Below are 24,495 nucleotides of genomic sequence, written 5' to 3'. Positions count from 1 at the left end.
CAGCGGCGTGCGCTTATTTAACACTGTCGCGTGGCTTTTTTCGCCGTCCCCCTCCTTTCCAATAAGATTCAGCACCTTAACGAAATAAGAAATTCTTGTGACATTCATCACAAAAAACCCCACCCCGAAAGGGTTATATCCTTCACCATAACTTGTATTTAAAATGCATCTTATATTATTGAGAATGAGGTAACGGCAATGTCTTATCGCGATCAACCTTTAGGTGAACTGGCGCTCTCTATTCCTCGCGCTTCGGCCCTGTTTCGTAAATACGATATGGATTACTGCTGCGGCGGTAAGCAAACGCTGGCACGCGCTGCCGCGCGTAAAGAGCTGGATGTCGAAGCCATCGAATCCGAACTGGCAAAACTCGCTGAGCAGCCGCTGGAAAAAGACTGGCGTACCGTGGCGCTGGCTGAAATCATTGACCATATCGTTGTGCGTTATCATGACCGACACCGTGAACAGCTGCCGGAACTGATTCTGCAGGCCACTAAAGTTGAACGCGTTCACGCAGACAAACCGAACGTACCGCGCGGTCTGGCGAAAAACCTGACCATGCTGCATGAAGAGCTGTCCAGCCACATGATGAAAGAAGAGCAGATCCTGTTCCCGATGATCAAACAGGGCATGGGTAGCCAGGCGATGGGGCCAATCAGCGTGATGGAAAGCGAGCATGACGATGCGGGTGAACTGGTGGAAGTAATCAAGCATATCACCCACAACGTGACGCCGCCGCCAGAAGCCTGCACCACCTGGAAAGCCATGTATAACGGCATTAACGAAATGATCGACGACCTGATGGAACACATCAGTCTGGAAAACAATGTGTTGTTCCCGCGTGCCCTCGCAGGTGAATAAAAAAGGCGCCCGAGAGCGCCTTCCTGAAGTCCGCATTCGGCCACTGTTTATGTGGCCTTTTTTGTGCCCGAGATGGCAACGCTTAACGCATACCTGCCATACGTTTCTTACCGATAAACAACCAGCCCAGACCCAGCACGATGAACCACAGCGGTGTCACCATCAACGCCTGACGGGTATCATCTTCTAGCGTCAACAGCACAAGTACGAAGACGAAGAACGCCATACATACCCAGCACATCAGCTTGCCTAACGGCATCTTGTAGATTGATTTTTCATGCAGGTGCGGACGTTGCTTACGGTACACAAGGTACGAGCAAAGAATGATGGTCCAGACGAACATGAACAGAATCGCCGACACGGTAGTGATCATGGTGAACGCGCCAATTACGCTCGGGTTCACGTACAGCATCACCACGCCGCCCAACAGACAGATACAGGAGAAGGTTAAACCTTTCGCCGGAACTGCGCGTTTAGACAGCTTGGCAAACGCTTTAGGCGCAACGCCTTCCTGTGCCAGGCCGAACAGCATACGGCTTGTCGAGAACACGCCGCTGTTTGCGGAAGAGGCCGCTGAAGTCAGCACCACAAAGTTGATCAGGCTCGCTGCGGCAGGCAAACCAACCAGCACAAACAATTCAACAAATGGGCTCTTGGTTGGCACGACCGAGCTCCACGGCGTGACGGACATAATCACAATCAGCGCAAAAACGTAGAACATGATGATACGGATCGGAATCGAGTTAATGGCGCGCGGCAGAGATTTCTCCGGATCCTTGGTTTCCGCAGCGGTCGTTCCCACCAACTCAATACCCACAAACGCGAACACAGCTATCTGGAAGCCAGCAAAGAAACCGCTCAGACCTTTCGGGAACCAGCCACCGTCATTCCACAGATGCGTAAATGATGCCTGAACGCCGGTTGGCGACTGGAAGTGCGTCAATACCATCACCAGACCGACGACGATCAGGCCGATGATGGCGACGATTTTGATCATCGCAAACCAGAACTCCATCTCCCCAAACATTTTTACGGTGGCGAGGTTGAGGCTCAGAAGCAGCACAATCACCGCCAGCGAGGCGACCCAGTCTGACAGCTCGGGGAACCAGAATTGTGCATACGCCGTAATGGCGACAACGTCCGCCATCCCGGTAACGACCCAGCAGAACCAGTAGGTCCAGCCGGTAAAATATCCGGCCCATGGCCCGAGCAGGTCGGAGGCGAAATCACTAAACGATTTGTACTCCAGATTCGAGAGCAGCAATTCCCCCATTGCCCGCATCACGAAAAACAGCATAAAACCGATGATCATATACACAAAGATGATCGACGGCCCGGCGAGGCTGATAGTTTTACCTGAGCCCATAAACAGGCCGGTGCCGATAGCACCACCAATGGCAATAAGTTGAATATGACGGTTTGTGAGATTGCGCCGTAGCGACTGTTCAGTCGATGCCTCTTCAGCGGCGTCGACTTTTACCTGATCTACCATGTTTTTTCTTCCTGTACCTGTCTGTGTTGTTCAGGCTCTACGGCCTTTAGTGTGTCGATGATACGACGATCCTGTTATCAGGACTCATCGATATTAGGTAAGAATTGGCGGGATGAATACTAAGATTTAGATATAATGTTAATTTAATGTTTAAAGTGAGTGTCATATCACTCTGATAGCGCGAAACAGTTCACAAAAATACACGCTGATGCGGCATTTGCAAGATAAAATCTCGACATCGACGTAACAATAGCTTTTCACGCTATTTTTTTGCTCCCCCCGGCCTCGGGGGGAACAGAGTTCACTGCTTACAGGATCTCAAGCAGCTCAACGTCGAACACCAGCGTACTGAACGGAGGGATGGACGCGCCAGCGCCACGCTCGCCGTAAGCCAGTTCCTGAGGAATAGTCAGTTCCCATTTGGAACCTACCGGCATCAGGGTCAGCGCTTCAATCCAGCCTGGGATAACGCCGTTAACCGGGAATTCAGCCGGCTCACCGCGTGCGACAGAACTATCAAACACGGTACCGTCGATCAGTTTACCGGTATAGTGAACGCGAACGCGGTCAGTACGCGCCGGAATAGCACCTTCGCCCTGAGTCAGAACGCGGAACTGCAAACCGGATTCAGTGCTGTTCACACCTTCTTTCTCACGGTTTTCTTCCAGATATTTGACGCCATCAGCCGCCATAGCCTGGAAACGCTCGCGACGTACTGCATCAGCACGTTCGTGGATTTCACGCAGTGCGCGATGCACAACATCGACCGGCACTGCCGGGTGCTTACCTTCCAGCGCGTCAGCGATACCCGCTACCAGCGCTTCAGGCAACAGTCCTTCCAGTCCGGATTCGCTCAGCTGTTGTCCTACCTGCAAACCAATGCCGTAGCTTGCTTGCGCTTCGATAGTGTCAAAAGTCGGGTTAGCCATCATATTTCCTTTCATCGGATGTAAAGTAGCGGGCAGCATATCAGCCATGCCGCATCCGGTAAAACTTTGTCTCGGGAACAGATGACAAATCGCGAGGAAACATAAACAATAGGAATATCCCGCGTTGACGTCACGAAAGCGGGTAATATGACGAACATCATAGCGTTAGCCATCTATACTCTATGATCGAGGAACGAGACGCGGAGCAGGAGGAAAGCCATGCCCGGGCGCTTTGAATTAAAACCAACCCTGGCGAAAATCTGGCATGCACCGGACAATTTTCGCATTATGGACCCGCTACCGCCTATGCACCGACGCGGCATTATTATTGCTGCTATCGTGCTGGTGATCGGTTTCCTGCTTCCTTCCAGTGACACTACTGATGCCCCTGTGGTGACGCGTACTGCCCAACTGGATTTACAGTCACAGTCGCAACCGCCAACCGAGGCTCAGCTTCAGGCACAGTTAGTGGCCCCGCAAAACGATCCCGGCCAGGTCGCTCCGGTTGCACCGGAACCGATCCAGGAAGGAGAACCGGACGCGCAGCCGCAGGTTCAGCAATCTCAGCCGCAGACGCAACTTTTCCAACAGGATAACGGAATTGAGCAACAGTGGCGTTCTTATCGCGTCGACTCGGGCAAAACGCTGGCCCAGGTCTTCCGTGACCATAACCTCCCGCCAACCGATGTGTATGCAATGGCGCAGGTTGAAGGTGCAGGAAAACCGCTAAGTAATCTGAAAGACGGTCAGATGGTGCAGATCAGGCAGAATGCCAATGGCGTGGTGACCGGGTTAACCATCGATACCGGTAATGGCCAGCAGGTACTGTTTACCCGCCAGCCGAACGGCAGTTTTATTCGCGCCCGTTAAGCAGCACACATGTAAGCCTGATAAGCACAGCACCATCAGGCATCAAGGTGAAGCATCAGCGCTTCACCTTATTCACCCACCAGATCCCTGAACAAACCAGCACCAGCGCCAGCGCATATTTCCATTCGAGAATGTTTTCGCCGAGGAATATCGCCGACAGCACCGCTCCCGAAACCGGGATCAGAAAGTTAAACGGCGCAATCATCCCCACGCGGTTATGCTTGAGCAGAATACTCCACAAGGCAAAGGCGACCGAAGAGAGTAACGTCAGGTAGCCCAGAATCGCCACTGAAGATGCGCCATGTAAGGTCAGCGAGCCCCCAAAAGCGTAGCCGCCGATAACCAGCGCCAGACCGCCACCGCCCAGTTGATACCCCGTCATTACCGTCGGATCTACCGTCTGAGAAATGCGTTTACCGTATAACGTGGCGGCCGAAAGAATAAAGGCGGCCATCACCACTGAACCGTCACCTAACAGGCTGAAACTAAAATCCATTCCGCTGCTAAAGTTCACCACCATCACCCCAGCAAAGCCGAGGATACAGCCCAGCGCTTTGTTGTAGCTCAGTTTGTCATTATGGTAGATAAAATGGGCCAGCAGCACGCTGAAGAAGGTCCCGGTCGCATTCATGATGGAGCCTTTTACCCCCGTCGTGAACGCCAGGCCAATATAGAAGAAGATGTATTGCAGCGAGGTTTGCGTCAGTCCCAACAGCGTGAGCTGACCGTATTGACGCGGGCTTAACCGGCCAATCGGTTTACGCTGCGCCATCGCCAACAGTAGCAGCAATAATCCCGCAAACAGGAAGCGATAGCCGGCAAAGACAATTTTTGAGGGAATATCATCCGTGGCAATCTGGAAGATCTCATATCCGCTTTTTATCGCCGGATAGGCGCTCCCCCACAGCAGGCAGCAGAACGCCGCGCTCAGGTAGACAACATTTTTACGCGCAAACAGAGGTTGGTGCGTTGGTTCCATTCCATCACCACTTTGAAATAATGTTTTATTTTTGTGATTATCCCGAAAAGGATAAAGAATAGCCAGAGCGAAAAGCGGGGGGAAACAGAAAAGCAAAACGCCGGCACAGGGCCGGCGCTTTTACGCGGTTATCAGAATAAAAACTTATTCTGCAACTACGTTTACAGTCAGCTTAGCAAACACTTCGCTGTGAACCTGGAAGCTCACTTCGTGCTCACCAGTGGTACGCAGAACACCGTTCGGCAGACGAACTTCGCTCTTAGCAACTTCAACGCCAGCTGCAGTTACAGCGTCAGCGATGTCGCGAGTACCGATGGAACCGAACAGTTTACCTTCGTCGCCAGCTTTAGACGCGATGGTTACGGTTTCCAGTGCGTTGATTTTCTCAGCACGAGCTTCAGCAGCGGACAGAACGTCAGCCAGTTTAGCTTCCAGCTCAGCGCGGCGCGCTTCGAAAAATTCAACGTTTTTCTTGGTAGCAGGAACAGCTTTACCCTGTGGTACCAGGAAGTTACGAGCATAGCCCGCTTTAACGTTAACCTGATCACCCAGGCTACCCAGGTTTGCTACTTTATCAAGCAGAATAACTTGCATTACCTTATCCTCTCAAAGTCGTATTAATGGACCGTGACCGATTACTGATGACGATCAGTGTACGGCAGCAGGGACAGGTAGCGAGCGCGTTTGATAGCGCGAGCCAGCTGACGCTGGTATTTTGCACGGGTACCGGTGATACGGCTTGGGACAATCTTACCGCTTTCGGTGATGTAGTTTTTCAGCGTAGCGATATCTTTATAGTCGATCTCTTGAACGCCTTCCGCGGTGAAACGGCAGAACTTGCGACGACGGAAATAACGTGCCATATGGCTAGTCTCCAGAATCTATCAATTCAATCTGCTCGGCATGCAGAACCATTTTGCTCAGGCCGTTCTTTGCCTTGTGGCAAGAGATGAACCCCTGAACGGTCACTGCGCTACCGACCGTTATACTGTGAGTAATGGCCTGGTTTTCGTGTCCGCTAATAATAACGGGCATTTGGCACCACGCCTGCCGGTGAAACCCGGCTTCCTCCTGCACAGAACGATGCTCAAGCACGAACTGGCAATGAGGAATTCCTGATGGACTGACCTTTCGAAGGGGAGCCCTGCACACGGTGCCGGACAACGCCAGACGGTTGGTCATCAGAAATTACTCTTCAGAATCCCCAGCTTCAGCATCATCTGCGGTTTCGTTAGCGAAATCATCGCGACGCTCACGGCGCTCGTCTTTCGCTTTAACCATCGGAGATGCTTCGGTAACAGCGTGTTTAGTACGCATAACCATGCTGCGGATAACGGCATCGTTGAAGCGGAAGGTAGTTTCCAGCTCATCGATCACTTCCTGCGGCGCTTCAACGTTCATCAGAACGTAGTGAGCTTTGTGCAGTTTGTTGATCGGGTAAGCCAGCTGACGGCGGCCCCAGTCTTCCAGACGGTGGATCGTGCCTTCTGCACCAGTGATGGCAGCAGTGTAGCGTTCGATCATACCCGGAACCTGTTCGCTCTGGTCAGGATGGACCATAAAAACGATTTCGTAATGACGCATCGAATTGCTCCTTACGGATTATTCAGCCTCCTGTCTGGGTCAGCCGAGGCCCATGGAGGCAAGGAACGTGTTAAAGGTCGGCTGAAAAATGACGCGTCATAATACTGGGGTCAGCCGCTAAACTCAAGGTGATTGTACGATTATTTACCATGCCGCAATTAATACATATCAAGCAGCATTTTGATGCTGATACAAATGGAGACAACGACAATCATCGGCCGGATAACTTTCTTCCCGCGCGTCAGTACCACCGTCGCGCCAAGACGTGCGCCAAGGGACTGACCAGCAAACATCACCAGCCCCAGCGACCAGATCATTTTACCGCCGAAAATGAAGAACAGAATCGAGGCGATGTTCGACGCCAGGTTGATAAAATTCGAGTGAATTTGCGCCTTATCGATGCTGTATCCCCACAGCAGGATGTAGCAGAGCGTATAAAAGGAGCCTGCTCCGGCACCGAGAAAACCATCATAAAACCCAATTCCTCCCCCGCAGATCAACGAGAAGAGAAACAGGGATACCTGCTGCTTTCTTTTCGGTTCGCTAAGATTAGGCGCAGAAATAAAGTAGATGGCGACCGCAATAATCAGGATCGGCAGCAGTTTCTTCAACACTTCTGGTTCAATAAACTGGATAAGCGTCGTGCCCAACGCAGAACCGATAAAGGCAGATAAAAAGACATATTTGTGTTCCTGCACATTAATATGTCCCCGGCGTAAAAAGTAAATTCCGGAGGTCAGCGAGCTGCCCAACGCCTGAATTTTATTGGTTGCCAGCGCATTGGCGGGGGGTAAACCAGAAATTAAGAGAGCGCCAATAGAGAGAAAACCACCGCCGCCCGACACTACATTAATAAAGCCTGCCACCAGCGCGACCATAAACATAATCACAAAGTAGCTGAAATCCATGAATGAAGTATCCATAAGTTTTTGCCTTATTATCATAAAGTTATATTAATTATCCGGCTCACTATAAACGGCGTACTCACCCGATTAAATTGACTATTTGGTAAGAGCTTATGCGCGCGAGGCAGGTATTTTTAACCGCAGCGGAAGGCTTCAGCTGATTGTTAATTAAAGAAAAGATGGCTTTGCGGTAATTTTTTGAACAACTGCATCAGAAATGGTCGCTATCGACTGCGCCGGGAGCGGTTAAAATTAAATCAGAAGTTATCCACTCACAGGAGAGAGCTAACCAGAGACCGCAATCGAGGAGGTACATATGCGAGCCCGTATTTTGCCCCTTCTGGCTGTACTTTTGCTCAGTGCAAATGCAACGGCAGCCATCAAAATTGACAATCATCAGGCCAGGAATATGGATGATGTGCAGAGCTTAGGCGTTATTTACATAAATCATAACTTCGCCACTGAAAGTGAAGCCACTCAGGCCCTGAATGAAGAAACCGATGTACAAGGCGCAACCTACTATCACGTGATCCTCACCAGGGAACCCGGTAGTAACGGAAATATGCATGCCAGTGCAGATATTTATCGCTAGCATCAGAAATAACCAACGAGAATATTGCCACAGTTTGATTTGCCCCCTTATCGGGGGCTTTTTTTTGCAAAAAAGTCCTGAAGCCAGACCGCTCTCATCCCCATGAAGAGTTGGCTCCGGAACGTTTTTTTCTTACTTCTGGCCGTAATAGGCATTTGGGCCGTGCTTTCGCATGAAGTGCTTATTCATCAGGTAACTGTCGATGGGGCTGAGCGCCGGGTTAATGCCACGCGCAATCCACGCCATTTTCGCCACTTCTTCCATGACCACCGCGTTGTGTACCGCATCGTGAGCATCTTTACCCCAGGCAAACGGACCGTGCTGATACACCACAATACCCGGCGAATGTAATGGTTCTACATTGCCCAGCGTTTCAATGATCACCTTGCCAGTATTCAGCTCATACTCGCCCTGCACTTCTTCTTCCGTCAATGCCCGGGTACAGGGAATATCGCCAAAGAAGTAGTCCGCGTGAGTGGTTCCCAGAGCCGGGATCGCCAGCCCTGCCTGCGCCCAGGCAGTGGCATGAGTAGAGTGCGTATGCACGACTCCGCCCAGCGACGGATAACGCTGGTAGAGCGCCAGGTGGGTGGCGGTATCGGAAGAAGGACGAAAGCCGCCTTCTATCACCTTCCCTGACATATCGACCACCACCATATCATCAACAGTCATGTGCTCGTAGGCGACACCACTGGGCTTGATCGCTACCAGCCCACGTTCACGGTCGATGGCACTGACGTTACCCCAGGTAAATGTCACCAGCCCGTAGCGTGGCAGATCCATATTGGCTTCAAAAACCTGCTGTTTAAGTTTTTGCATTACACCGCCTCCATCAGACCTGCGCTGGCCATACGCGCTTTCACCCAATCGCGCGCTTTCGCGACTTCACGTACCGGATCGTCCGCTGTTTCACTCCACATCTCAATCAGGTATGGCCCGCAGTATCCACTCTGTTTGAGCGTCACAAAACAACGCTCGAAATCAACGATCCCTTCACCAAACGGCACATTTTTGAATACACCTGGTTTAGTATCCTTCACGTGTACCGCGACGATATGGCCTACCCCAGCCTGCAGCTCCATCTGCACGTCGTTGTCCCACGCCGACAAATTACCAATATCGGGATACAGCTGGAACCACGGATTGTTGAGATAGTGAGCATAACCCAGCGCCTTGCTGATCGAATTCATCAGCGGATAATCCATGATTTCCATCGCCAGCGTCACCTGCGCACGGCTCGCCATCTCCACGCTCTCTTTTAGTCCATCGCGAAACCGACGACGCGTTTCGTTATTGGCCTGCTGGTAATAGACGTCGTAACCCGCCAGTTGAATAACGCGAATACCGATATCCTGCGCAAACTGAATGGCTTTACGCATAATCTCCAGCCCCTGTTCGCGCACCCGATCATCTTCGCTGCCAAGCGGGAAACGACGGTGGGCGCTCAGGCACATGGACGGTACGCGTATTCCGGTTTCGGCGATAGCCGCCACCAGCGCCAGTCGCTGCTCGCGACACCAGTCAAGGCGCGCCAGGCGTGCGTCGGTTTCATCAACCGACATTTCGACAAAGTCAAAGCCCAGTTCCTTCGCCAGTTGCAAGCGTTCCAGCCAGCACTCCCCGCCAGGGAGCGCTTTTTCATAAATACCGAGCGGGACCTCTTTCGACAGCATAGCCGCTCCTTATCCCCACAGCTGGGCGATGGAACGTTTGAACTGACGTGCGGCCTCAACCGGAGAAGCGGCGTCGCGAATGCTGCGACCAGCGATAAAGACGTGAATCGGGATCCCCTGGAACAACGGCAGGTCCTCCAGCGCCAGACCGCCGGTCACGGTAACTTTAAAGCCCATATTGGCCAGACGCTTGATCGCGCTGATATCCGCCTCTCCCCACGCCACGCCTGCCGCCTGCGCATCACGACTGCGGTGATAGACAACTTGCCCAATACCCGCGTCACGCCACTCCTGCGCCTGCTCCCAGGTCCAGTAGCCGGTCAGTTCAATCTGTACGTCACCGTTAAATTCTTTCGCCACCGCCAGAGCACCCTTGGTGGTGTTGATATCGGCACAGCAGATGACGGTTACCCAGTCTGCGTTGGCTTCGAAACACATGCGGGAGAGGATTTTGCCCGCGTCGGCAATTTTAGCGTCCGCCAGCACAATTTTATGCGGGTAAAGCGCCTTCAGATCGCGAACGGCACGAACGCCCTCTGCCACGCAAAGAATAGTACCCACCTCAATGATATCGACCTCTTCGGCAATCAGACGCGTCGTTTCATACGCGGAAGACATTGATTGGTTGTCCAGCGCAACCTGCAACATAGGTAATGACATTTTGGTATCCTTTTAAACAGCCGCCGCGGTGGCGTTATCAATTAAATCCAGCACTTCCTGCGCGGTGCAGCAGGCGCGTAAACGGTCGAAATTGGCTTCGTCGTCAAACAGATTCACGATCTGCATGATGCCTACTTCCTGATGCGTGTTGGCATCAACTGCCGCCATCGTTATCAGGATATCGACCGGGTCGTTATCTTCGTGGTTAAACACCAGCGGAGTTTTCAGCGTTACCAGCGCGAAGCCCGTTTTTTTGACGCCTTCTTCCGGGCGACCGTGCGGCATCGCCAGACCGGGTGCGATCACAAAGTACGGACCAAACTGCTCGACTCCGTCGAGGATCGCCTGGTAGTAACGTGGTTCAACCACATCAGCCTTAACCAACAGATCCACGCCAAGCTTTACCGCTTCCTGCCAGGTGCTGGCCTCAGCCTGTAAAAGGATTGAATTATTGTCTGCCAGCGAATCACGTAATTTCATGGCGTGTCCTTACTTCACGTCCTGTGGGAAATGCGCTTTGATCACTTCCAGCAGTTTTGGTCCAAAATCGGCGGGAGACAGCATGTTGCGCACGCCGACAACATATTTATTGCCAGATACGGTAATCTCGCCGGCAATATGGGTAGAGGCGATGATGATATCTGCGCCGCTCAGTTCACTTTTGTATTCCCCCACGGCACAGCTGTTTACCGTATGGTCGATATTTGACTGGGTTAAAAACTGATCCACCTTCATTTTCATGATCATGGAACTGCCCTGCCCATTGCCACATACAGCCAGAATACGTACGGTCATAATCGGAACTCCTTTTTAAGCAGAGTGTTCTGCCAGTTGTTTTTCTGCGTCTTCCTCAGCGCGCAACGTGCGCCCTGCGAAAAACATATAAGCCAGTGCAATCAGAAGAATGACGACCATAAACACGATGCCGATGGAGGCGAAACCCTGCATCATCGGCGGCGCCAGAATTGACCAGTCCGCCATGCCCATCCAGGCGCTCATACCGGTAAGCTTCACCGCCCAGACGCAGCCGAAGATTTCGATCATCCCCATCACCAGGCAAATCTTGAGCGCCGCTCGCCAGCCGCCAAAGTGATTAGCAAATACGCCAATAGTGGCGTTCGAGAAGAACATCGGGATAAAGCCTGGGATAATCAGGATGGAGGAGCCGCAGCCCACAAGAATGCCCACTGCTATCAGTTGGCCAATGGTGCCCCACATAAAACCCCAGACCACCGCGTTAGGAGCAAAGCTATAAATCGCCGCGCAGTCGATGGCCAGCACCGCGCCGGGAATCAAACGCTGAGAGATACCGTTGAACGCTTCTGAAAGTTCAGCAACGAACATGCGTACGCCCTGAGTGATGATGAAAATAGCGACGGCGAACGAAAAACCAGTTTGCAAGATATAGACCGTCCAGTGGGTTTTACCCGCCATCGCCTGAACCACATCAATGCCAAAAGAGAGCAGGATAGCGCCGAAGAAAATGGTCATCACAATCGCGGTAGAAACGATGTTGTCATGGAAGATATTCAGCCAACCTGGCAGTTTGAGATCTTCCACGCTCTCCTCTTTCTTACCTAAGTAAGGCGCGACTTTGTAGGCAATCCACGAGGCAAACTGCTGCTGGTGACCGATGGAAAAACCGCAACCGTCGGTCACTTCCTGGGTAGGCTTGTACATCATATTGGAGGTAATGCCCCAGTAGAGCGACACCAGCACCGCTGTACAGATGATGGTCGTCCACATGGAATAGCCAAAGATGTAGAAAGAAACGGCGATCAGGCCCGCCTGCTGGAACATGATGTGCCCGGTCAGCATGATGGTGCGAATACCGGTAATCCGCCGTAGCAGTACGTAACAAATGTTTAGCGCCAGCGCCAACAGCACGGCATACCCTACCCAGCTATAGGCATCCCCCATACGTTCGATGGTTGCCATCATGGAAGCATAGGTATCGGAAATCGCACCGTTGATACCGTAAACCTCGGACATCTTCGCCACCACCGGTTTGAACGTGCTGGTGAGAATGCCAGACCCCGCCTGCAGCAGCATAAAACCGATAATCGTTTTGATCGTGCCTTTAATGATAACGCTGACACTTTTACGCAACAGGATATAGCCAAGACAGGTCACAATACCCAGCAACAGCGGGGCGTTGGTCATAACCTGATTAAAAAAGACGGTAAAGATGTTGTAGAGGATCTCCATAACGATCTCCAGTAGACGAAGTTGCCGGGCTTTCCAGATGCCCAGGATGTTGTCCACTCACTGTAATTTTCAAAAGTAATCACAACAAGATTAAATTTGATTAAATGTGATGCAGTACGCAAATAATTACCACATTTAAAGAGTGGATAATTAAGCAGTGCGACGAAAAATACTCAATGTTAATTAAATCAATAAATTACAATAAACCCCATAGCGTAAAACCACCTAAAATCATTACATTACCTTTTCTGTCATTGGTGCAAAGCTCAAAAATCCCCCATTGCCAATATGAAAAAATAATGTCAGGATTAATCAAAACAAATCACACATTGATTCAATTTGAGTAAACATGAAGGTAAATGCGATGAGTAAAGTAAAAAGCATCACGCGTGAATCATGGATCCTGAGTACATTCCCGGAGTGGGGAAGCTGGCTGAATGAAGAGATCGAACAGGAACAGGTTGCACCAGGCACTTTCGCTATGTGGTGGCTTGGCTGTACCGGAATTTGGCTGAAATCAGAGGGCGGGACTAACGTCTGCGTCGATTTTTGGTGCGGTACGGGTAAACAGAGTCACGGTAACCCGCTGATGAAAACCGGCCACCAAATGCAACGTATGGCAGGGGTGAAAAAACTGCAGCCGAATCTGCGCACCACACCGTTTGTTCTTGATCCGTTTGCCATTCGACAGATCGATGCGGTACTCGCGACGCACGATCATAACGATCACATTGATGTGAATGTTGCGGCAGCCGTCATGCAGAACTGCGCCGACGACGTGCCGTTTATCGGACCACAAACCTGCGTGGATCTATGGATCGGTTGGGGCGTACCAAAAGAACGCTGCATCGTAGTGAAACCGGGCGACGTTGTTAAAGTAAAAGATATTGAGATTCACGCGCTCGACGCGTTTGATCGTACGGCATTAATCACCTTGCCTGCAGATCAAAAAGCGGCAGGCGTGCTGCCGGATGGTATGGATGCCCGCGCGGTAAACTACCTGTTCAAAACGCCGGGGGGTACGCTGTATCACAGCGGAGACTCACACTACTCCAACTATTATGCAAAACATGGCAACGAGCACCAGATTGACGTCGCGCTTGGATCCTACGGTGAGAATCCGCGTGGGATTACGGACAAAATGACCAGCGCCGACATGCTGCGTATGGCTGAAGCGCTGAATACGAAAGTGGTGATCCCCTTCCATCATGACATCTGGTCAAACTTTCAGGCTGACCCTCAAGAGATCCGCGTCCTGTGGGAGATGAAAAAGGATCGGCTGAAGTATGGCTTTAAGCCATTCATCTGGCAGGTAGGCGGCAAGTTCACCTGGCCGCTGGACAAAGATAACTTTGAATATCACTATCCGCGCGGCTTTGATGACTGCTTCACCATTGAACCAGATTTACCGTTTAAATCCTTCCTGTGATCCACACAAAATGCCGGGTCATCCCGGCATTTTTCCCTTTTACTTTAGTATTTCCAGGCTATTTCAAATATCATCTTTTCAAATCAATTTGTATCGGAATAGCTCATGACTGAAGCACAAAGACATCAAATATTGCTGGATATGCTGGCGCAGTTGGGCTTTGTTACCGTTGAGAACGTGATTGAGCGTCTGGGGATTTCACCCGCAACGGCCCGTAGGGACATCAACAAACTCGACGAAAGCGGCAAACTCAAGAAAGTCCGCAACGGCGCAGAAGCTATTACGCAGCAGCGTCCGCGCTGGACGCCAATGAATTTGCACCAGGCGCAGAACCACGATGAAAAAGTACGTATTGCCAAGGCGGCATCCCAGCTTGTGAATGCGGGTGAAAGTGTGGTGATCAACTGCGGATCGACCGCTTTCCTGCTGGGTCGTGAAATGTGCGGCAAGCCAGTGCAGATCATCACCAATTATCTGCCGCTGGCAAATTATCTGATCGACCAGGAGCATGACAGCGTGATCATCATGGGCGGGCAATACAACAAAAGCCAATCCATCACGCTTAGCCCGCAAGGCAGTGAAAATAGCCTGTATGCCGGACACTGGATGTTTACCAGCGGTAAAGGGTTGACCGCGGACGGACTGTATAAAACCGATATGCTGACTGCGATGGCCGAGCAGAAGATGCTTAACGTGGTGGGCAAACTGGTGGTACTGGTCGACAGCAGTAAGGTCGGTGAACGCGCGGGGATGCTGTTCAGCCGCGCCGATCAAATCGATATGCTCATTACCGGTAAAAACGCGAACCCTGAAATTCTGCAACAGCTTGAAGCTCAGGGCGTAAGCATTATGCGCGTTTAAAGGTGCTGGCGAAAAAATGTTACCGTCGCAGCCAGCGCTTCAGGCGTAATGCGATGGCGCACGCCCGCTTCCCACAGGCAGGTCAGATTATTGTCCAACCCTGCCTGAATCAGCGCCTGCTGTAAGCGGTAGGTTTCAACCGCCGGTACCACATCGTCTTCTTGTCCATGCCACAGCAGCAATGGTCTATCGGCCAGACGTTGCAGTTGATGCGTAACATCCCATTCGGCTAGCGGATCAATAACGGCATCGAACTCTGCCTGCTGCTCTGGCGTCTGGACCTGCAAAGGAGGAAAAAGCGTACGCGCAAGACGGGTGAAATAGCCTGAACCCATCAGGCTGGCTACACATTTAACCTCAGTGTGGCGAGCCATAATGCCCAACGCCGTCATTCCTCCCATGGATGCTCCCGCAACAGCAAGTCGTTCATCTGATAACCAATTTTCCGCCACCAGCGCCGCACGTAACGTCGTAAATTCCTGCATGTTTTGCTGCAATATATTCCAGAAGCGGAACATTCGCTCCTGAGCATTACCGTTAAAGCGGACACCATGGTCGGGCGCATCTGGCATGACGACGCGAAATCCGGCCTGAGCCAGAGCAACGGCAAAATAACTGTAGACCAGACTTGAAGATGTAAATCCGTGGTAGAAGATAATGCATGGGAGTGAACTTTCACACTTGCCTGCCGGAACGGCGTGCAGGACAGGGATACCAGCCAACTGTCGTGTTTCAATTTCGATCATTTGTCGCCTCTTTCTTTCTGGTATGCCATGCAGCAATACTTAACGCAAGCGAATGTGTTCGGCAATGATTCATAATGTTGAGAACTGGGTTACGCTTTCACAACATTTTCATTCGAAAATCGCGTGAGAGATAACAATTCGGGAACATTCCCCTAAAGGGAAATTGATAAGGCACTACACTATGGATATCAGGAAACGAGATAGAGTTATGCGTCGGTTTGCCTCTTTATTGTTGGTGGTGTTTTTAAGCGCCTGTAGCGTGCTACAGGGAACTCCGCAACCCGCACCACCCGTTGCCGACCACCCGCAGGAGATTCGCCGTGACCAAAGTAATGGGTTACAGCGAATAGGGACGGTTAGCTCGCTGGTAAGAGGCTCTCCGGATGATGCGCTGGCAGAGATCCGTGCCAAAGCCGTCGCGGCTAAAGCTGATTACTACGTGGTTTTATTAGTGGATGAAACCATCGTGACAGGCCAATGGTATTCACAGGCAATTTTGTATCGTAAATAACATTGGGTTGAAATTTAGTCAGCTTTACATTGCTTTGCACCCCTATGCGTTTACCTGTGCACAATAAACCAACAGCAGGAAGCTTGCGGTTTATTATCGCGATGGAATGCCCTGCCGTGTGTAGGGGTACGAATAATGGAGCTGACGATGAAACAAACACTTGCCTTATCCTCACTGCTGCTTTCTGCCGGACTGGTAGGTACTACGGCGCAGTCTGCCGAGTTCGCCAGTGCTGACTGCGTTACGGGCCTGAACGAAATTGGCCTGATCTCTGTCAGTAACATTGCTGGGAATCCGCAGGATGTAGAACGTGTAATCGCGTTAAAAGCGGATGAACAAGGTGCCTCATGGTATCGGATCATTCAAATGTACGAAGACCAGCAGCCCGATAACTGGCGCGTACAGGCCATACTTTATGCGTAACAGATTGCCGGATGGCGTAAACTTATCTGACCTGGACTGAGCGTAGGCATGATAAGACGCGCCAGCGTCGCCATCAGGCAAGTTATTACCGTAATCCCCCCGTTGCCCGCAGGAGCAAATCGTTCAGCACCTGTTCAGACAATCGTAGTCCGCCCCGCGTATCGAGCATCATTTGACACCAGGCCTGCGCCACTGGCGGAGAGGCATAGCGCAACATCTGTGCCCCGCAGCCGAGCAAGAACAGTTGCTGCGTAATCTCCCGTCCCAACTCCTCGCTGGGTTTACGTAAACGTTGCTGTAGCTGACGTACCATTCGATCGTAATGCCGATCTTGCCCCTTTACCTCCGCAAAAGCTTCGCTGAGCATATCGTAGATGCCAGGTTGTTTTGTCAGTACCCGCAATACATCAAGGCACATAATGTTACCGGAGCCTTCCCAAATACTGTTTACCGGCATCTCACGATACAGCCGCGGCAGCTCGCTCTCCTCGCAATAGCCAATCCCGCCCAGCACTTCCATCGCCTCTGCCACAAACGGCATACCGGCCTTGCAAATGGAGAATTTCGCTGCTGGCGTAAACAACCTGGCCCACAGCGCTTCTTTGACATCAGCACGACGGTCCCAGGCCCGCGCCAGTCGGAACAATAACGCCGTCTGTCCTTCTAACTGGAGTGCCATTCGACCTAATACCTGACGCATCATCGGTTGTTCAATCAATGTCTTACCAAAAACCTGTCGCAGATGCGCATGGTAAATCGCGACGGAAAAAGCACGCCGCATCATGCCGTGACTGCCGAGCGCGCAGTCAAAACGCGTCATCCCGCCCATTTTCAGGATATGGCGGATACCTTCCCCTTCGTCACCCAATAGCCAACCAATCGCATCGTGGAATTCAACCTCGCAGCTGGCGTTGGATCGGTTGCCTAACTTATCTTTGAGTCGTTCAAAACGAATCGCATTCCGGCTCCCATCAGGTAAAAATCGCGGTACAAAAAAGCAGGATAAACCGCCCTTTGCCTGAGCCAACACCAAATGGGCATCGCTTTGCGGCACGGAGAAAAACCACTTATGTCCGACCAGCCGATACGCGCCGTCTGTAAGACGTTCTGCCTGAGTGGTATTGCTCAGCACATCTGAACCACCCTGCTTTTCGGTCATTCCCATGCCGATTAGCAGCCCACGCTTTTGCCCTCCGGGCAGTAAATGCGAGTCATAACGGTCACTTAGCAGCGGCGTCAACCAGTCGCGAAATTGTGCAGGTAACATTTGGATCAACAGCGGCGTGGCGGCAAACGTCATAGTCACCGGACACAACGTACCCGCTTCCACCTGTGCATGCAGCATGAAGCGGGCCGCCCGGGCAACAAATGTTCCCTGCCTCGCGTCTTCTTCCCAGGCCAGATTATGTACGCGGTTGGCGCACAATCCCTGCATCAGCATATGCCAGGCTGGATGAAAACGCACATCATCCAACCGCTGCCCCTGCGGGTCGTAGCGCAACAGTTCCGGTGGATAAGCGTTAGCCAACCGACCCAATTCGAGCGACTCGGCAGTCCCTAACTGCTGACCAATACTGGCGAGAAGATCGCTGTCCCAGGCCGCGCCTTCGCGATTGACCGCTTCGCACAGAGCCCCATCCGACAGGTACAAATTGCTGTTATTGAGCGGTACAGGTTGGTTAAAAACGGTATGCGTTTGCCAGTGCATTGTGTCTCCCTCCGTCAATGGCCCTCGCCTTAAGTATGGTCAGAACCTCATTATTCGCGACGGAGGGAGATCACAAAAGTGCGGTTAGCCCGCAATATAGTGAGGGACGAAACGAGAAGTATCTTTAGTGATCAACGTATTGTCCTCGCGGATCCCCATACCACAGGCTTCATCATCCACGATCCAACTGCCGATCAGCGTATAGCTGTCGCCAAAGTGCGGTAATGGCTGAAATGCCTGATAGATCATCGGCTCTTCGGCGTAGTCCCCCTCAGCATGTTCAACGACCTGCTGCTGACCATTAAAAATGGTGACGTTTCCCCCCTCCCGAGAAAATATCGGTTTGCGCACATAACTTTTACCAGCCGCAATTTGTGGCGTTTCACCATCAAACCAGGCGGGAAGCAGATTAGGATGGTTGGGAAAAAATCGCCACAGCAAAGGCATCAACCCTTTATTGCTGAGCACACTCTTCCACAACGGCTCAACCCACTGTTCTCGGCGATGGCGCAGTAAGGGACCATTTTCATCGCGCATCATCCACTCCAGGGGATAGAGCTTAAAGGCGCGACGAACGACGTTATCGTCCAGATCCGTGAGCACGCCGCCGACGCCAAGCCCCAGTTCTTCGACATAAATAAATCGTGACTTTTGCCCAGCCTGCTGCGCGCAATCCTGTAAATACAATACCGTGGTCCGATCTTCATCGGTATCTTCGCAGCAGCAGAAATAGAAGGGCTCGGGACTATAAAGCTCAGCAAAACGAGAGATCAGCCGCTCCTGAATAGCGTTGTACTGGTCGGCATCGCGTGGGATCACTCCGCTACGACGCGCATCTTCCAGCCATAACCACTGGAAATACGCGGACTCGTAGAGCGACGTTGGCGTATCGGCGTTGTACTCCAGCAGCTTGACCGGGGCGTTATTCCCGCACCAGACAAAATCCATGCGGCCATACAGCGAAGGATCGCGATCGCGCCAGCTTTCGGCAATCACATCCCAGTACAGGGGCGGGATCGCCAGTTGCTGCATAATCTGTTCGTCTTTAACTGCCCGCTCGACGACATCCAGACACATCTGGTGCAATTCTGCGGTAGGCTTTTCGATCTGCTCTTCCACTTGCCTGAGCGTAAAGCGGTATGCCCGACTCTCATCCCAGTAGATTTCGTCATCGATAATATGAAAATCGAAACCATGATCGTAGGCGATCCTGTCCAGAGCGGGGCGCACAGGGACATCATGTCGCAGCATCGTTAACCTCCCCAGTGCCCGCGTGCGCTGGACGAACGTCCGTAGCCACCGCGTGAAACTGTCGAGACTTTTTTCGTCGTATAGCTATGGCTGGTTGCGGTATCACTCTTTCCGCTACCGGAACGCCAACTGTAATCTCCGGAAGGCGTACGCCAGACCGGGCGTGAAGCATAAGAAGAACCGCCGCTGCTGTAGACATACTGCTCGTCGCGATCCTTACGAATAATGCGGCTGAGTAAAAAACCGGTGAATACCGGCACCCAGCTTTGATCGGTGCTATCGAGATAGCAGTCACCAAACTGCGTCTGACAACTCTCCTTGCTCATTTGCTTCGGCAGATCAGCGTAAAACTCTGATTTCGCATTGTTCCAGCCATCGGCACAAACGGTGGCGCTATTGCCACCGTCAATGCATTCGTTCACCGTGGAGTAAAAGGTACCGTCACCGTCGTTATCGGTATTATCGTCGTCTGTGCATCCTTTAAGGATAAAAAATGCCGCTCCGCCCATAATGGCCAACGTCAGATATTTTCCGCTGTAGCGGCTGCGTTTTTTTGCAAAAGGATCGACCGGGCGTCCGATTCGCGTGATGGAGGAATGCCCTGACGTCCTGTTTTTGTTTCCGGATTTGCGTATTCTTGCCATGATCGTCCATTACCATGTCATGCAGGCGGCGTTAAAAATGCCCCCCGCTAGGGCAGCGGTCCCCATAAACATTCCCGCTGCGGTATTGTGATTAATAATTTTCTCACTCAGTGCTGGCATGTATAAACGCACGCCGCCGTAGATAATGAGTTGAATTACCAGCGCAATTGCCCCCCAACAAAAATAATCCGGGATGCTAACAGCATTTATTGCCGCGCTGGATAACGGAATAACGTAGCCCAGCAATGTACCGCTAAAGGCCAGCGATGCTGCCGTATTATTATTTTTAATCAGCTGCCATTCATTGTGCGGTGTAATCTTTGAATAGATGATAAGAAAAATTATCACCATGGCTGCACCAATAAAAAAATAGGCGCAAAAAGCCAGTAATGAATCCAGTATATGCATTGTAACCATCCCTAAAATTAACCAATAATATCAAGCGATGTTAATGAAATATCTACACCCAGCGCCCGCGAAAATACCCACTCAGGCTCTCCCTGCTCATTGAACGACTCTTCACCGTTTAACAACAGGTATTCCCACGTATCATCTGTAACCTGCCGCTGGTAGCCCATAGTAAAATTATGTACATCCCATGTGGCATGCTGATGATTTTCCACTTTCTCCAGCATATAAACCGGTTCAATATTCCCCGGCTCTTCATCGTTAAAAAAGCGCTGCCAGCATACTTCCTGCCAGCTCAGCGTCGGCGTACCTATTGCGGACGGGCTAATGGCAGACTGCCAGTGTTTTTTCTGTGAAATCCCGTAACTTTCTTCATAAACAAAAAATTTGATATCGTCGATATCATCAATATCTGAGCCGCCCGTGGTATTGATTTGCAGAAACTCCTCTCCAGACGTGTAGTAGCGGAAAATCTGGCTTCCTCCTCCCAAATCAATATGGCTAACCGCGGCGACGGTGTACTCCTCACCAGGTAATTCGATCAGCAAAGACTCTTCCAGCAGGCGAAACGCCAGCGTATTGAGCGTAAACCCTGCATTCAGATGTAACCCCAACGGCCCGCGTACTGGCGCATCGGCAGCAGCTTTACCAAATAAACGCTGGAAAAAACTCGTCATTATTTTCCCTCTATCTCCAGCCATGCAATCTCTTTCGCCAGAATGCGGCTATTACCTATCAGATGCAGCCACATACCTCCTTTTACCTCTGTCGAAATGACCGGATTTAATTCCATCCCCCGACCATTTTTACAGCTGCTAATCCCCAAAACCGTGGCATCGTGACGAAGCTTCATATAGCGCATGAGGTCGCCATAACGAATTGAAACCACCTCTTCAGGTATTGGCACGGCAAACCCCGTATCACCCAGCATGGGATTCATGATGGATGCGACCGACTGCGAAGACCCTGGGTCCTGAATGGAGCGAGAAAGCTGCTCAGCGGAGAGATTGCGCACAATTTCAATGCGCGGACAATGAACTTCCAGCAATCCTGCGTAACGCTCATCTTCCATATAAGCAACAACATGGCATTGTTCAGGAATGGAATCTACCAGTGAAAGCGCGATGGTAAACGTGAGTTCATCTGTACGAGCAAATATGATCACACTCTGGCAATTGCATAACCCCATGCGAGCATGCTCTTGCGGGTCATTAAAATTACGGATACGAATGAAATCAACCCAGTTATTTCCTGATAAAGGATGCTGAATATCATCTGATTCACACAGGAGCACCCGCTCAAAAGCGCGCCGGGTGTCATACAGCAACAGCGATATCATTTTTTCCGTCTGGTGGCCTCGCCAACCGACCACCAGCATATGGTTACGCAAATGCTGATAATCTCCCATCCCCATCATTCCTTTCGCTAACATCCCTTGCACCAGGCCGATAACCTTTCCCATTAATGCGCCAAATAAACCAACGCTGACAGGAATTTGCCAGATCGCTGTAAAAATCCGACCTGCCGCAGTTTGCGGACTCATGTCACCAAAACCCAACGTAGAGCCGACGACTGAGCAGTAATAAATAAAGTCGCTCAGACGACCAACCAGGACCGCCTCACCAAGTAACCTCAGCACCAGGTAACAAAACAGATACTGCCCTGCGAATAACCCCAGTAATGCAGGCCAGGTCAGTCTTGAAAGGTGCCGTTGGCACGTTTTGATGACCCAAGTGAACGGCATTACTCGCCTTGCTGACGCTGCAGTCGTGCCAGGACATCCTGAGCCGAACTTTTATTGGTCGCCCCAATGCCAGCTTCGGCCAGCTTCTCGTCGAGGTCACGCCCATCGGCAACCTTTTCGAGTTGCGCAGCGGTATCCAGACGAGCCTGACGCTCTGCCTGCCGCGTTTGCAAACGCTTGAGCGACTCTGCGGCTGTAGACACGCTGGAAGACGCGCCCACTGTCGATGTAGTCACCGCCTGTTGGGCGCGCTGCATCGCTTCTGTTGCCTTTACCACCTCAAGCTGCTGTTCGAACTGCGCAATCCGTTGTGAGGTTGCGTTCACCGCTTTCTCAACGCCATCGCGCGACGCCTCAATGTTAGTAAGTACTTGCTCTTCAGCTGAAATCATATTCTCAAGGCGGGCAATCTCTTCCGCAACTTCATTTATCAAAGATGGATCAACGTTTTTACTCAGCGCTTCCATCGCTCGCGTTTCCAGCGTGGATTTACGGTCGCGCAAATCTTTCAGTTTGTCGTTGCTGAGCTTCACACGCGCCAACAGATCAACCCGTGATTTTCCCGCTTTATCCAGTTCACCTTTCGCGTCACGAATATGCTGCTCCAGCATCCGCACACCCTGTGCTTCTTCAATTGATTCTTCCGCTTGCGAAATCATTGACTTGCCGAGGGTGAACAGACTTTTCAAAATTCCCATTAATAACGTTCCTTGTTATTCGTGCGTGTATTCTTCAGTGATTTCAGCCAGATCCAGCGCATTATCGGCTAACGTTTTCATTTCAAGGACAACATCGTCCAGAGATGAATTAAGCGACAGCGCGCCAAACGCAACGTAATATTCATCTCGCTGAACGCGAGAAATTCCCACAGAGGACAGCGGCAGCAGTTTTTGATGACGTAACAAAAAGAGATTGAATTCGTCATGGTGTTGAATATCATTCACCGAACAAATAATAGTTTCAATTATCATCTGGCGGGAAGTAAATAAAACGTTAAGCTGCAGATCGCCATAATCATCCATTTTAACTATTAAGGATTGCTCATCATTATGAGTTTTAATATTTAAATCATGGATATTCTGCAGCGCAGTAGCGAGCATTTGTGGAGTCCACACTATATATCTTCCATATATTGATTATTTAGGAATAAATAAAATGAATGTTATTTTTACTCGCTTATAATACCCGTTTTAGATAAAAAAAAACCATCCTAAATTGGATGGTTTGTCTGAAAATTAAATTTATCCGCGCTGGCGGACTGCTTCAAACAGGCAGATGCCCGTCGCAACTGAAACGTTCAGCGACGAAACGCTACCTGCCATCGGGATGCTGATGAGTTCGTCACAGTGTTCACGGGTCAGACGGCGCATACCTTCACCCTCTGCGCCCATCACCAGCGCCAGACGCCCGGTCATTTTGCTCTGGTAGAGAGTATGGTCGGCTTCACCTGCGGTTCCGACGATCCAGATATTCTCTTCCTGCAGCATACGCATGGTGCGTGCCAGATTAGTTACACGGATCAGCGGTACGCTTTCTGCCGCGCCGCAGGCCACTTTTTTCGCCGTCGCATTCAGCTGCGCAGAACGATCCTTCGGTACGATAACCGCATGCACGCCAGCAGCATCGGCGCTACGCAGACATGCGCCCAGATTATGCGGGTCAGTGACGCCATCAAGGATCAAAAAGAACGGCTGATCGAGTGTAGCAATCAGATCCGGCAGATCGTTCTCCTGGTACTGACGACCCGGCTTCACGCGAGCAATAATGCCCTGATGTACCGCACCCTCACTTTTCTCATCCAGGAACTGGCGGTTAGCCAACTGAATGACAACACCCTGTGCTTCCAGTGCGTGGATCAGCGGCAGCAGGCGTTTATCTTCACGACCTTTGAGAATAAAGACGTCCTGGAAGCGCTCAGGCGCACGTTCCAGCAGAGCCTGCACCGCATGGATGCCGTAAATCATTTCACTCATGAATGTACTCGTTAATTTTTTATGTGTAACGCGGGCAACGCGAA

Annotated in this window: 31 protein-coding genes; 7 read left to right on the top strand and 24 right to left on the bottom strand. The window is 51.2% G+C overall.

What is annotated here, in order from left to right; genetic code table 11:
- Nucleotides 1-198: 198 nt before the first annotated feature.
- Entirely contained in the window at nt 199-861 is a 663-nt protein-coding gene (gene ytfE / locus OGY15_RS20175) for an iron-sulfur cluster repair protein YtfE (protein ID WP_151217382.1), read from the top strand.
- 82 nt (nt 862-943) lie between these two features.
- On the opposite strand, the gene cycA is transcribed toward ytfE, so the two are convergent.
- Nucleotides 944-2,353, bottom strand: coding sequence for a D-serine/D-alanine/glycine transporter (cycA, locus tag OGY15_RS20170; RefSeq protein WP_286540821.1), 1,410 nt, complete (start codon nt 2,351-2,353; stop codon nt 944-946).
- Nucleotides 2,354-2,661: 308 nt separating this feature from the next.
- On the bottom strand, nt 2,662-3,282 hold the full coding sequence (gene bamJ, locus OGY15_RS20165) for a BamJ family beta-barrel-assembly machinery protein (protein WP_003025685.1): 621 nt from the start codon (nt 3,280-3,282) through the stop codon (nt 2,662-2,664).
- Nucleotides 3,283-3,501: 219 nt separating this feature from the next.
- Between bamJ and OGY15_RS20160 the strand changes: the two genes are divergently transcribed.
- Nucleotides 3,502-4,152, top strand: a complete 651-nt coding sequence (locus OGY15_RS20160; protein ID WP_286540819.1) for a LysM-like peptidoglycan-binding domain-containing protein — start codon at nt 3,502-3,504, stop codon at nt 4,150-4,152.
- A 55-nt stretch (nt 4,153-4,207) separates the two neighbouring features.
- On the opposite strand, the gene OGY15_RS20155 is transcribed toward OGY15_RS20160, so the two are convergent.
- The 6 genes from OGY15_RS20155 to OGY15_RS20130 form a co-directional block, all read right to left on the bottom strand.
- Entirely contained in the window at nt 4,208-5,131 is a 924-nt protein-coding gene (locus tag OGY15_RS20155) for a DMT family transporter (protein ID WP_187253612.1), read from the bottom strand.
- 144 nt (nt 5,132-5,275) lie between these two features.
- Nucleotides 5,276-5,725: a 50S ribosomal protein L9 gene (rplI, locus tag OGY15_RS20150; protein WP_003025676.1), complete on the bottom strand. Its 450-nt coding sequence runs from the start codon at nt 5,723-5,725 to the stop codon at nt 5,276-5,278.
- 41 nt (nt 5,726-5,766) lie between these two features.
- Complete coding sequence (gene rpsR, locus OGY15_RS20145) at nt 5,767-5,994, bottom strand: 30S ribosomal protein S18 (protein ID WP_000135199.1); 228 nt, start codon at nt 5,992-5,994, stop codon at nt 5,767-5,769.
- Between the two features lie 4 nt (nt 5,995-5,998).
- Nucleotides 5,999-6,313 carry a primosomal replication protein N gene (gene priB, locus OGY15_RS20140; protein WP_003025674.1) on the bottom strand — a complete coding sequence of 105 codons (315 nt, stop codon included), beginning with the start codon at nt 6,311-6,313 and terminating at the stop codon, nt 5,999-6,001.
- Between the two features lie 6 nt (nt 6,314-6,319).
- Nucleotides 6,320-6,715 carry a 30S ribosomal protein S6 gene (gene rpsF, locus OGY15_RS20135; RefSeq protein WP_003025672.1) on the bottom strand — a complete coding sequence of 132 codons (396 nt, stop codon included), beginning with the start codon at nt 6,713-6,715 and terminating at the stop codon, nt 6,320-6,322.
- 158 nt (nt 6,716-6,873) lie between these two features.
- Nucleotides 6,874-7,638 carry a TSUP family transporter gene (locus OGY15_RS20130; protein ID WP_151217375.1) on the bottom strand — a complete coding sequence of 255 codons (765 nt, stop codon included), beginning with the start codon at nt 7,636-7,638 and terminating at the stop codon, nt 6,874-6,876.
- Between the two features lie 298 nt (nt 7,639-7,936).
- Between OGY15_RS20130 and yjfY the strand changes: the two genes are divergently transcribed.
- Nucleotides 7,937-8,212, top strand: a complete 276-nt coding sequence (gene yjfY / locus OGY15_RS20125; RefSeq protein ID WP_151224466.1) for a DUF1471 family protein YjfY — start codon at nt 7,937-7,939, stop codon at nt 8,210-8,212.
- Nucleotides 8,213-8,344: 132 nt separating this feature from the next.
- On the opposite strand, the gene OGY15_RS20120 is transcribed toward yjfY, so the two are convergent.
- From OGY15_RS20120 to ulaA, 6 genes are read right to left on the bottom strand one after another with little or no spacing between them, the layout of a single operon-like run.
- The gene (locus OGY15_RS20120; RefSeq protein ID WP_151217371.1) at nt 8,345-9,031 is read right to left on the bottom strand and encodes an L-ribulose-5-phosphate 4-epimerase; all 687 of its coding nucleotides are present in this window, start codon (nt 9,029-9,031) and stop codon (nt 8,345-8,347) included.
- Nucleotides 9,031-9,885: an L-ribulose-5-phosphate 3-epimerase gene (locus OGY15_RS20115; protein ID WP_151224465.1), complete on the bottom strand. Its 855-nt coding sequence runs from the start codon at nt 9,883-9,885 to the stop codon at nt 9,031-9,033. Before OGY15_RS20115 ends, OGY15_RS20120 begins: the two co-directional genes overlap by 1 nt.
- 9 nt (nt 9,886-9,894) lie before the next feature.
- Nucleotides 9,895-10,545 carry a 3-keto-L-gulonate-6-phosphate decarboxylase UlaD gene (gene ulaD / locus OGY15_RS20110; RefSeq protein ID WP_151217368.1) on the bottom strand — a complete coding sequence of 217 codons (651 nt, stop codon included), beginning with the start codon at nt 10,543-10,545 and terminating at the stop codon, nt 9,895-9,897.
- Nucleotides 10,546-10,557: 12 nt separating this feature from the next.
- The gene (gene ulaC / locus OGY15_RS20105) at nt 10,558-11,025 is read right to left on the bottom strand and encodes a PTS ascorbate transporter subunit IIA (protein WP_151217366.1); all 468 of its coding nucleotides are present in this window, start codon (nt 11,023-11,025) and stop codon (nt 10,558-10,560) included.
- A 9-nt stretch (nt 11,026-11,034) separates the two neighbouring features.
- Nucleotides 11,035-11,340, bottom strand: coding sequence for a PTS ascorbate transporter subunit IIB (ulaB, locus tag OGY15_RS20100; protein ID WP_003025655.1), 306 nt, complete (start codon nt 11,338-11,340; stop codon nt 11,035-11,037).
- 15 nt (nt 11,341-11,355) lie between these two features.
- On the bottom strand, nt 11,356-12,753 hold the full coding sequence (gene ulaA, locus OGY15_RS20095) for a PTS ascorbate transporter subunit IIC (RefSeq protein WP_151217364.1): 1,398 nt from the start codon (nt 12,751-12,753) through the stop codon (nt 11,356-11,358).
- 364 nt (nt 12,754-13,117) lie between these two features.
- Between ulaA and ulaG the strand changes: the two genes are divergently transcribed.
- Both ulaG and ulaR read left to right on the top strand, forming a co-directional pair.
- Nucleotides 13,118-14,182: an L-ascorbate 6-phosphate lactonase gene (gene ulaG, locus OGY15_RS20090; protein ID WP_151217362.1), complete on the top strand. Its 1,065-nt coding sequence runs from the start codon at nt 13,118-13,120 to the stop codon at nt 14,180-14,182.
- A 105-nt stretch (nt 14,183-14,287) separates the two neighbouring features.
- The gene (ulaR, locus tag OGY15_RS20085; RefSeq protein WP_003025646.1) at nt 14,288-15,043 is read left to right on the top strand and encodes an HTH-type transcriptional regulator UlaR; all 756 of its coding nucleotides are present in this window, start codon (nt 14,288-14,290) and stop codon (nt 15,041-15,043) included.
- On the opposite strand, the gene yjfP is transcribed toward ulaR, so the two are convergent.
- Nucleotides 15,040-15,789: an esterase gene (gene yjfP, locus OGY15_RS20080; protein ID WP_151224462.1), complete on the bottom strand. Its 750-nt coding sequence runs from the start codon at nt 15,787-15,789 to the stop codon at nt 15,040-15,042. The two genes, ulaR and yjfP, sit on opposite strands and share 4 nt — an antisense overlap.
- 181 nt (nt 15,790-15,970) lie before the next feature.
- Here yjfP and bsmA point away from each other — a divergent pair, with 181 nt between their 5' ends.
- Together bsmA and yjfN are read left to right on the top strand one after the other, a co-directional pair.
- The gene (bsmA, locus tag OGY15_RS20075; protein WP_151217358.1) at nt 15,971-16,300 is read left to right on the top strand and encodes a biofilm peroxide resistance protein BsmA; all 330 of its coding nucleotides are present in this window, start codon (nt 15,971-15,973) and stop codon (nt 16,298-16,300) included.
- Between the two features lie 147 nt (nt 16,301-16,447).
- The gene (yjfN, locus tag OGY15_RS20070; protein ID WP_151217356.1) at nt 16,448-16,723 is read left to right on the top strand and encodes a DUF1471 family protease activator YjfN; all 276 of its coding nucleotides are present in this window, start codon (nt 16,448-16,450) and stop codon (nt 16,721-16,723) included.
- 85 nt (nt 16,724-16,808) lie between these two features.
- Here the strand turns inward: yjfN and OGY15_RS20065 are convergent, their stop codons facing one another.
- The 9 genes from OGY15_RS20065 to rlmB all read right to left on the bottom strand — a co-directional run bounded on the left by OGY15_RS20065 (nt 16,809) and on the right by rlmB (nt 24,451).
- Nucleotides 16,809-18,431: an isovaleryl-CoA dehydrogenase gene (locus OGY15_RS20065; protein WP_286540812.1), complete on the bottom strand. Its 1,623-nt coding sequence runs from the start codon at nt 18,429-18,431 to the stop codon at nt 16,809-16,811.
- A gap of 84 nt (nt 18,432-18,515) precedes the next feature.
- Nucleotides 18,516-19,682, bottom strand: coding sequence for a glutathionylspermidine synthase family protein (locus OGY15_RS20060; protein ID WP_151217354.1), 1,167 nt, complete (start codon nt 19,680-19,682; stop codon nt 18,516-18,518).
- Nucleotides 19,683-19,684: 2 nt separating this feature from the next.
- Nucleotides 19,685-20,326 (bottom strand): DUF1190 domain-containing protein, encoded by a 642-nt coding sequence (locus OGY15_RS20055; protein WP_187259217.1) that lies wholly within the window; start codon nt 20,324-20,326, stop codon nt 19,685-19,687.
- Between the two features lie 9 nt (nt 20,327-20,335).
- Nucleotides 20,336-20,734, bottom strand: coding sequence for a DUF350 domain-containing protein (locus tag OGY15_RS20050; RefSeq protein ID WP_006686318.1), 399 nt, complete (start codon nt 20,732-20,734; stop codon nt 20,336-20,338).
- Between the two features lie 17 nt (nt 20,735-20,751).
- On the bottom strand, nt 20,752-21,435 hold the full coding sequence (locus OGY15_RS20045) for a YjfK family protein (RefSeq protein ID WP_187253605.1): 684 nt from the start codon (nt 21,433-21,435) through the stop codon (nt 20,752-20,754).
- A complete protein-coding gene (locus OGY15_RS20040; RefSeq protein WP_286540808.1) occupies nt 21,411-22,478 on the bottom strand; it encodes a potassium channel family protein in 1,068 nt (355 codons plus the stop codon). The genes OGY15_RS20045 and OGY15_RS20040 overlap by 25 nt, the downstream gene beginning before the upstream one ends.
- A complete protein-coding gene (locus OGY15_RS20035) occupies nt 22,478-23,176 on the bottom strand; it encodes a PspA/IM30 family protein (RefSeq protein WP_187253603.1) in 699 nt (232 codons plus the stop codon). Before OGY15_RS20035 ends, OGY15_RS20040 begins: the two co-directional genes overlap by 1 nt.
- 15 nt (nt 23,177-23,191) lie before the next feature.
- Nucleotides 23,192-23,596, bottom strand: coding sequence for a YjfI family protein (locus OGY15_RS20030; RefSeq protein WP_151224459.1), 405 nt, complete (start codon nt 23,594-23,596; stop codon nt 23,192-23,194).
- 123 nt (nt 23,597-23,719) lie between these two features.
- Nucleotides 23,720-24,451, bottom strand: a complete 732-nt coding sequence (rlmB, locus tag OGY15_RS20025; RefSeq protein WP_003830482.1) for a 23S rRNA (guanosine(2251)-2'-O)-methyltransferase RlmB — start codon at nt 24,449-24,451, stop codon at nt 23,720-23,722.
- Between the last annotated feature and the right edge of the window lie 44 nt (nt 24,452-24,495).

Source organism: Citrobacter sp. Cu231 (genome assembly GCF_030332265.1).
Taxonomy (GTDB): domain Bacteria; phylum Pseudomonadota; class Gammaproteobacteria; order Enterobacterales; family Enterobacteriaceae; genus Citrobacter; species Citrobacter meridianamericanus.
This window is presented reverse-complemented; position numbering and strand designations above follow the sequence as displayed.